The sequence below is a fragment of the Streptomyces sp. NRRL S-495 genome (assembly GCF_000966955.1).
GTDB classification, from domain to species: Bacteria; Actinomycetota; Actinomycetes; order Streptomycetales; family Streptomycetaceae; genus Kitasatospora; species Kitasatospora purpeofusca.
Window position 1 is genome coordinate 1 of sequence record NZ_JZWY01000951.1, and the last position, 6,593, is coordinate 6,593.

Genomic DNA, 6,593 nt, shown 5'->3' on the forward strand with positions numbered 1-6,593 from the left:
TCGATCACGACGTCCTGGACTCCGTCCAGATCCGCCAGGCACTCACCGCTCTCGCTACAGATCTCGGCGCCCGGCTCCGGGCCGCCCAGCAGATCGCCAAGGGGATCGAACTGCAGATCACCTACGCCGACCGCAGTCATACGAGCAGGACCCGCACCCTCAAGGAACCGACCGCCCACACCCCGGCCCTCACCGAGGCTCTCAACACGATGTTCACCGCTCTCGGCCTCCAGCGCGCCCGAATCCGCGCCGTCACCGCCCGTGTCACCCACCTCGCCCCTGCCTCCACCTGCTACGTGCAACTCACCCTCGACCCGCTCATCGAGAACCAACGCACCCTGGAACCGGTCATCGACAAGGCCAACGGCCGGTACGGTACCGGCGCGATCACCCCTGCCGTCCTCACCCCACCCCACTCACGCCGACGTGACTGGCATGTCGGGCGGTACTGATCTGGAGGTGCCGCAGTCGCCTGTCAGTGCTCTTTGGGCTCGTGTTTGCTGGCCGTGAAGTCCTCTGGTCGATCTTCCCGCAGACGCAGGAAGCGATGATTGAGCAGTTCGAGCGCGTCGTGGATGCCGCCACCGAACTCGTCTCGGATCTTTTGCAGGGCTTGGATCCTGCGTCCCTCCAAGATGAGGTAGTCGATCTGTGACCAGCGGGGGTCGGTCCCGTCGCTCGGTTGCTTCAGGGCGTCGACCTCGGCCCGAAGTTGCACCACTGCCGCAACGATTTCCTTGTCACTGACGACGCTCAGGACGGTCAGCCCCTCCGGGCCAGGACTCCTGTGGATGATTCCAAGCTCCTTGCACAGCCACGCCCGCAGATCGCCGAGTTCACGTCGAGCCGTGTCGAGCTCGGTGCGGGTCTGTTCCAACTTGGCGTGCAGCAGATCCAGTTCATCGTCAGGCATGAGGGCGTTCCTCCGAGCTTGCCGCGCGGGCCTGCGTGCACGAGAGAGCGATACGGTGCCGTTTCAGATCGACGTCGATGATCTTCACGGTGAGGAGGTCGCCGACCTGGACGACGTCCTCGGGCCGGTCCACGGGCGGTTCGGCGAGCTCGGTGTTGTGCACCAGCCCCTCGAAGCCGTCCTCCCGATCCTCGATGCGGACGAAGGCACCGAACGGCACGAGCCTGGTGACCGGACCGGTCACGATCTGACCGATCCGTTGCGCGAGTTCGGGCAGTGGGTTCTCCTGCAGCGCCCTGAGGGACAGTGGTACCCGTTCCCAGACCATGTCGACGTCGAGGATCTCGGCCGTGATCCGCTGCCCAACGGCGACGACATCAGTGGGGTGGTTGATGTGGCGCCACGACAGTTCGGGGATGTTGATCATCGCGGTAAAGCCGCCGATGTCCACGAACGTGACACCGAAGCTGGCGATCTCGGTCACGGTGCCGTTGACGATCTGCCCACGGTGCAGGGTCTTGAGGAAGGCCCAGTTCCGGTCGCTGGGGGTCGGCTCGGTCCGCCATCGCGCCCGGACGACGCCGTCGTCGTCCGGCAGCACAGCTGTGAACAGCGGGCGGCGTGCATCGAGGTCCAGCGACAGGACGGCAGCGGCACGAGCGCCCGAGACCTGGGCGGCCAGCGCAGTGAAGTCGGTCTCGTCGACGATCGCGCTGGTGATCCGGCCGTCCTGGTCCTCCCAGACGATCTCGACCATGTCGTCGTCGGGGAAAAAGCCATTGAGGGCGTCCACGTCGGTGGACAGGTCCGGCCAGACCGTCAGCAGGGCGCGCGGTGCGAGCCGGGAGCGCACCGCGTCGATGTTGTCGCGTGTGAGGCGGTGCCAGCGCGAGGCGTTCCCGACATGGTTCTCCTCCAGGATCGCAGCGTGGTGCGCGCTGACCGACCACCTCAGGCGAGCCCAGAAGCCGGCGTCGGCCGGCCGCTGAACACCTGTGCCGTCGTGCGCGATGTCGTAGGGCGAAGAGTCCAGCCGCTCCGGGAACAGCCCGAGGGCGCGGACACGGCCCACGGCCGCTTCGCAAGGGTGACTGCTGCCCACGTAGAGGTACTGGTCCCAGCCGACGTGTACGGCGAAGGTGTCCTCGACCTCCAGGCGGCACCAGACGCCGCTGTCGCGGAGCATCGCCCGCACCAGTTCCAGGCCGACCGGGAGCGGCACTTCCACCCCGTCGTGGAAGCCGGCGAGGTCGCCTGGGAAGAGCCCTGCCAGGCCGTGCCCCTCAATCGCGGGCTCCAGGCCGAAGTGCGCGAAGCCAGACGCGAGCTGGGGCTCGCGGATGGAGAGGTGCCGGACTCCGGTGTCCTCGGCGAAGGCAGCGACCGCTCGAAGGTAAGCGGCCTCGACCGGTCCGTGGTCGCAGACCGCTTCCTCCGTACCGGTGTAGATACCTCGCTCGTCGCGGTCGACGGGATCGTACTTGGTGATCCGATAGACGTAGGGCAGCACGTCACTGTCCTACAGGGTTCGATGCGGCTGCCGTGGTCTGGTGGTATTTCAGCACACTGAGACGGTAGCGCGACCAACGGAGAACAGTGCGGCGAGGTCAGCGATGGTGTGCTCGCCTTCACGATTATTCGGTGAGCGTTCCTCATGCGGACGCGGGCAGCCCTCAGCGATCACACTTCGTCGTGCTTGGTGTTGTAGGGCGGGATGGTCCAGCGCAGAATCGCCTCGCCTGTGCGGGCTTCAAGCGTGGCGGGATAGACCTGCCCAAAAGCGCGTTCACCATGGTGGCGCATGGAGTGATCCCCACTGTCCCAACCCAGCCCGAATACTTGGCATCCGCCGAGTTCGATGGCCCCGGCCAGCAGCGGGTGGTTCCAACCGGCGCGGTTGAACCGATGGAAGTCGGTGTGAGCATCCACCGCGACCATCAGACCCTTGCCAGGACCTTCACGGGTCCAGGTTCTCAGCCTGTCGGCGATTGCTTCAGCGTCAGCCAGCGGCAGGTCGAGCCATCCGCGCGGGCCGTATCCATCGTGCCGCTGGGCGATACGGTCACCGCCGAACTGCGCGTGGACGGTCTCCTCGTACTTGCCCCAGTACGTAACGTCGGCCAGACCGTCGGCGGACTCACCGTCCAAGCCGATGAAGCCGTCCAGGGCCCGCGCGTCGCCGAGCACCATGCCGCACCGGTCGACCGGCAGGTCGCCGAGTTCCACCGACCCGACACCATCGTCGTCAAGCCAGGGCAGGCCGAGATCCACCTCCAGAACAGAGACCGTCGGCTCGCCGTCGAAGGGCGAAGGCGACGTCAGTGCCCGCACCCGCAACGGCCGTTCTGTGGCGGCCGGCACCGCGATGGCCTCGCATATCCACGCGCGGGGCTCACTGCCCTCGGGGCCGTGAAGATGGCCGCCACCGGAAGCCGCCGCGGCCAGGGCACGCTCGGACAGCGGCCGGCCGACCTGCGGCCAGTAGTCAATCCAGCCCGCCATCCCCAGCACGAGTACCCCTGACGGGGCTGTGACCACCCCGAGGTCGACGTAGATCTCAGTCATTCGCTGATTATTGCCGCTGATACGGGGGGGCGGTCCGGTCATCAACCCGGATGCCGCCAGCCGGTGAAGTCGTTGGGCTGTCCGCTGTTCCTGAGCACGGTCGCGCGCAGCTCGTCGGGCTGCGCCGCGTAGGTGTTGGAGCCGCGCCGGACGAAGTACTCCGGCTGCTTGTCGCGGGTTTCCGGGGTGATCAACGCATACGGAGGGCTCTGCCCCGGCTGCACCTCCATGACGAAGATCAGCTTTCCATCGAGACGGTATTCCTTGATCTCGAAGTCGGGAGTCGGCTGGACAGTTGCCCGTACAAGGTTCCCGAGCTCGTCGCGCTGTTTCGTGCTGATGGTTTCGGTGATGCCCGTGATGGTGACCTCGTCACGGTGGATACCGAAAACCATGGTGCCGCCGGCGCCGTTGGCGAATGCGGCGACGGTCTTGAGCGTCCGGCGGCTCTGCCTGGAGGGAAGCATCTCCTTGAACTCCAGGTGAGGTCCTTCCCCCGAGGCGATCAGCGCCTCCAGCGTGGCCTGCGGATCGACCGGCAGGTCGATCTCCACGCCGGCCAGCCGCAGGTCGCCCGACCATGCGGAGGCGGGGTCGATGGAGCGGTAGTCCAGCCAGGCCGTTCCGCGTTTCAACCACAGCCACGCGTGTGCGGGCAGCCCCTGAGCCAGCGGGATTACGACAGGTCCCGGCGCATCGATCCTTCGGACGCCTCGCTCCTCAACCCCGAAGAGCTCAAGGTAGATTCCCTGCACGTCGTCGCCTTCGACGGTGACACTGAGCTCGGTCGCGCTGATGTGCACGCTGCCGATCCAGGCACCGCGCTCGGCGATGCGCACCACGGCGAGGTCGCTCGTCGGGGTGCGCGATCCGGCCAGCGCGAAGTCGCCCTCGAAGAACGCCCGCCACGCGCTGTTCGGCTCCGGGAATGAAGGAGCATCACCTTCGCCCACCAGCATCATGTGGGGCAACTGCCAGCCCGCCTGGTCGGTCGGTGAGATCCTGTACTCGGTGACGGGGAATGACAGCTGCGGCTGGTCGTGGCGTGAGTATCCGGGTCGACGCTCCTGGCTGACCGTGTCCGCTGGCCCAGGCGCCCAGACCGTCAGCGGTCCTACCGCCACGCTGGAACAGGACTCATCGGAGCACAGCACGGACAGGTCACTGGCGGTCACCCGGGCGGCGACGAAGGCGTACTGCTCGTACATCCACACGCTTTCGGCCCAATCTGGTGGTTCGGCGCCAACCAGGGCCCAGCAGTGATGAACGACCCAGCGTTCCGCATGACGCAGTGCCAGGACCCGGACGTACGCGTCCCTGCCGTCACTCGCGAGCACGGCCGCGACCTTGCCGATCCCGACGCGCAGTGAGCCCATACCGCTGTCCCCTCCCTCATCCCAGGACGCCAGTACTGTCGCTGGTGACCAGACTCTACGGTGCGGGCGCTGACGAGGGCGCGGTGACTTCGAGCTGTTGAACGAGGTCAACGCTCGGGCCGATGACCCAGCCAAGTCCGTGCGGCTGGGCATGGGTAGCGCTACCGTCATCGGTTGAGGGTCGCCAGTGGGCTGTGACCAACTGATCAGTAGGCAGGGTGGGGCGATGAGCGGGCAGCAGCGGGTGGTTGTCGGGGTAACCGGACTCGCGGTGGGGGTACTGGCGGGAGTGTTCTGCTTCCTGAGCTGGGATCGTGCCAACCAGGTGGCAGGCATCGTCTCGGCCTTGGTGGCAGTACTGGCACTGGGTGTGGCGGTGTGGACCGTGATGGCGGGTACTGGGGGCGGCTCAGTGCGGGTGTCGGAAACCGGATCCGCCACCGCCAAGGGACAAGGCTCGCGGGCTAACAGCGGCCTGGCGACCTCCGGCGGCACCCGCGGCGAGATGGTCGTCGAACGGACCGGCGACGTGAACTCCGAGGACGGTGGCATCGCGAGCACTGGCTACGTGCAGCAGTAAGCCGCTGCACGGCACACTCGGACCAAGGTGGCCGGAAGGCGGCCGTCGCGCAAGGCGGGGAGGACGCAGAACGGGTGGGGATGTACCGGGAGTCAGCCAAGAGCACCGGGTCGGCGGAGGCTGAGGGTGGGGGGTTCGCGAACAGCGGCGTCGTCAAGGTCGGAGGCAATCTCGTCCTGGGGCTGCCTTCCCGGGTGTTGCGTTCCGGCTATCTGCACGAGGTCCGCGAGCTCGCCGCCTCGTCGTTCCAAGGACGCGAGGACGAGCTCGCAGCGATGGCCGCGTTCTGCACCGCGCCGAATCCGGTCATTCCGGGCCGAGAGGACGGCGATGCGGTCGGACGATACTGGCGGTGGCTGGCGCCAGCATGGTCGGGCAAGACCGCGCTGATGGCGCAGTTTGCCCTCAACCCCCCGCAAGGCGTGGATGTGCTGGCATTCTTCATCACCGCGCGCTCGGCCGGACGCTCGGACCGCACTGCTTTCCTCGCCGCGCTGGAGGGACAGCTGCGGGAGTACCTGAACGAGGGGGAGGCGGACTGCACTTCCCAAGGGCAGTTCCTGGACGCTCTCGAACGCGCAGCCGACCAGGCGTCCCAAGCCGGGCGGCGACTGGTCCTGCTGGTCGACGGCTTGGACGAGGACACTGGCGTGGTAACGGCCAGCAGCGGGTACAGCGTCGCCGCGTTGCTGCCGCGCGTACCGCCGGCGGACATGCGGCTTCTGATCGCCGGACGGCCCAATCCGCCCGTGCCCAGCGACGTTCTGGAGAACCACCCGCTGCACGACACCCGCATCGACCGCCGCCTTGCGCCGTCCCCCGAAGCTCAGGCGGTACGCAGAGCCGCTGAACGCGACCTGCACACCCTACTGACCGGCACCCGCCTCGAACAGGACATCACCTGCCTGATCGCGGCCAGCAATGGCGGCCTGAGCGCCGCAGACCTAGCCGATCTCGCCGGCGACGCCAGTTCCTGGCACATAGAAGAAGTCCTCGGGGGATCGCTCGGCCGGTCCTTCCAGCGCCGTAGCACCCAGTGGCCGACTGCCGACCGGGGACCAGCCCCGCTCTTCTCCTTCGCCCACGAGGAACTCCAGCAGCGCACCCTGGAACGGCTGACGCCGAATGCCCTCGCTGACTACCGGGAGCGCGTGCATGT

General features: G+C 67.2%; 5 protein-coding genes and 2 pseudogenes. 3 read left to right on the top strand and 4 right to left on the bottom strand.

Annotated elements, in window-relative coordinates:
• Positions 1–452 (top strand): annotated as a pseudogene (locus tag VR45_RS36875) (hypothetical protein); the annotation flags it as partial.
• Positions 453–475: 23 nt separating this feature from the next.
• Here VR45_RS36875 and VR45_RS46355 read toward each other — a convergent pair.
• The 4 genes from VR45_RS46355 to VR45_RS36900 form a co-directional block, all read right to left on the bottom strand.
• Entirely contained in the window at positions 476–913 is a 438-nt protein-coding gene (locus VR45_RS46355) for a hypothetical protein (RefSeq protein WP_107084391.1), read from the bottom strand.
• On the bottom strand, positions 906–2,423 hold the full coding sequence (locus VR45_RS36885) for a S1 RNA-binding domain-containing protein (RefSeq protein WP_045944301.1): 1,518 nt from the start codon (positions 2,421–2,423) through the stop codon (positions 906–908). Before VR45_RS36885 ends, VR45_RS46355 begins: the two co-directional genes overlap by 8 nt.
• A gap of 170 nt (positions 2,424–2,593) precedes the next feature.
• Positions 2,594–3,478 carry a hypothetical protein gene (locus VR45_RS49555; protein ID WP_234326529.1) on the bottom strand — a complete coding sequence of 295 codons (885 nt, stop codon included), beginning with the start codon at positions 3,476–3,478 and terminating at the stop codon, positions 2,594–2,596.
• A 41-nt stretch (positions 3,479–3,519) separates the two neighbouring features.
• Positions 3,520–4,854 carry an ATP-binding protein gene (locus VR45_RS36900; RefSeq protein ID WP_045944302.1) on the bottom strand — a complete coding sequence of 445 codons (1,335 nt, stop codon included), beginning with the start codon at positions 4,852–4,854 and terminating at the stop codon, positions 3,520–3,522.
• Between the two features lie 226 nt (positions 4,855–5,080).
• Between VR45_RS36900 and VR45_RS36905 the strand changes: the two genes are divergently transcribed.
• Entirely contained in the window at positions 5,081–5,434 is a 354-nt protein-coding gene (locus VR45_RS36905; RefSeq protein ID WP_045944307.1) for a hypothetical protein, read from the top strand.
• A gap of 74 nt (positions 5,435–5,508) precedes the next feature.
• A pseudogene (locus VR45_RS36910) lies at positions 5,509–6,593 on the top strand (ATP-binding protein); the annotation flags it as partial.

What these genes read in the sequence shown, in the direction of transcription:
- VR45_RS36900 (WP_045944302.1), bottom strand. Translation starts at nt 4,854, where the DNA reads ATGGGCTCACTGCGCGTCGGGATCGGCAAGGTCGCGGCCGTGCTCGCG.
- VR45_RS49555 (WP_234326529.1), bottom strand. Translation starts at nt 3,478, where the DNA reads ATGACTGAGATCTACGTCGACCTCGGGGTGGTCACAGCCCCGTCAGGG.
- VR45_RS46355 (WP_107084391.1), bottom strand. Translation starts at nt 913, where the DNA reads ATGCCTGACGATGAACTGGATCTGCTGCACGCCAAGTTGGAACAGACC.
- VR45_RS36905 (WP_045944307.1), top strand. Translation starts at nt 5,081, where the DNA reads ATGAGCGGGCAGCAGCGGGTGGTTGTCGGGGTAACCGGACTCGCGGTG.